At 62.3% G+C, this 1822-nt stretch carries 1 protein-coding gene; it reads right to left on the bottom strand.

The window, feature by feature from the left end; all coding sequences use genetic code 11:
- Positions 1 to 1716 (bottom strand): Gfo/Idh/MocA family oxidoreductase (locus tag WBP53_RS16805; protein ID WP_423930903.1); only part of this gene is annotated, 1716 nt, incomplete at its 3' end.
- Between the last annotated feature and the right edge of the window lie 106 nt (positions 1717 to 1822).

Raw genomic sequence — 1822 nt, 5'->3', positions numbered from 1 at the left:
GTCATCGACATAGGCCAGCGGCAGGGTCATGCCGCCATCACCCACGGCAACCCAGCGCCCGGCCAGACCGATGACTGCATTGGGCGTGACCTTTTCTGCGCCGGGGCCGAAGATCTGGCCTGGACGAAGGATCACGGCGGGCAATTGGTCGTACTCAATTGCATCGAGCACGTAGCGTTCGGCGCTCAATTTGGTTTGCGTATAGGCACCACGCAACTCCGGGTGCGGCTCGTAGCCCGATGCTTCGGTCATGGCAACGTCGGGATCGCGACCGGCGTGGTCGAGTACGCTCATCGAGCTGACATAGACCAGACGCCGGCTTCCATGCTTCTTGCAGGCATCCACGACATTGCGTGTGCCCCAGACCGTACCCGCCTCGAAATCACGCGCGCTGCCGCGCATGGCAGCACCGACGTGATAGACGATGCCGGCACCGGAAACGGCATGATCAACACTGCGTGGATCGCCCAGATTGCCGATGACGGTCTGGATGCCCGGGTCATCTGCGTAGGTCGCGACCGGGCTTCGCAGCAATACGCGGACACTCTGGCCGCGTTTGCGCAAGGCCTTGACCAGGGCGCGACCCAGAAAACCGGCACCTCCGGTCACCAGTGCATCAACCGGCTCCAGTTTCGCGTAGCGCGCTTCGATTTCTTCGTTGCGCAACCGATCCGGTTCGGCGCACGCAGGTTCGAGCAGGGAGATCACACGCATGGCAGCGGCGCCGTCAAACGGTGGCTTGCCGTTGTCGCGCGCAGCAATGGCGAAATCGGCGGCGCCTTTCTGGATGCCCGGCGAAGGTTTCAGCATGCCGGTGGCAAAGCGCAGCACGTTCCACGGCACGCGAATGCAGTCAGCGACCGCGCTGAGAAACGTATTGAGCACAATGCCGATGAACTTGGGCCCTGGCAGCACGCGATGAACGTGCACGATCTGCAGGAAGCGATCGACTTCGATGATGCCTTGTGTGCCGCGCACGACGACACGGCTTTCCATCGGACGAGCATTCCACGACAGCAGCATACGACCTGGCCCGTTTTCGCCTGTTGCCGTTGCCTGCCACTCATCAAAGCACAGGTTGGGGTCGCGACCGCTGGCCTGGAAATCGACGCGCAGATCGGTCAATGGGCCGAGGAAGGCTTCAAGCGTGTAGAGACCATGCACGCCGAGATCGCGGAACGGGTAGGAGCCCTGGGCGACCTGGCCAGGCAACGGACCGCCGGCATAGGCCGGATACTCGGAGCTGCGCAGGATATCAACCGAAATCAATTCGCCGATTCGCCCCGCGCGAGTCGCCTCCAGCGCTTTCATCAAGACCGGATCAAGCAGATCCGAATGATTGACGCCCAGGATCTTCCCCTTGGCCTGCGCCATCTCGATCATGGCTTCGCACTCGGCCATGCTGTCGGCCATGGGTTTTTCGACCAGTACGCCGCAATCCATCTCCATCGCCTTGATCGCCAACGCTGCATGCGATGCCGGTGGCGTCAGGATATGCATGATCTGGGGGCGCGCCTCTGCAAGCTCGTCGATACTGGTCGCGACGAGGCCGATGCCGTAGCGTTCGGCCAGCGCCTCGGCCGCCTCGCGCTGCGTATCACAAATGCCGACCAGTTCGACGAAATCCAGCCGCTTCAGTGCGGCCAGGTGATGGTTGGCGACGTATCCGGCGCCGACAACCGCGACGCGCAACTTTGCAGGGTGTTCTGCACTCATGAAACAAGCCTCTGGGTTTTCGTTATCGGGATTGCCGTGCAAGATCACGCGCCACACGGGCCACGATCTCGTCGACACGGCGATCCCAGGACTGGTCGGCTACCGC

Source organism: Dokdonella sp. (assembly GCF_049593775.1).
Classification (GTDB): domain Bacteria; phylum Pseudomonadota; class Gammaproteobacteria; order Xanthomonadales; family Rhodanobacteraceae; genus Dokdonella.
This window is presented reverse-complemented; position numbering and strand designations above follow the sequence as displayed.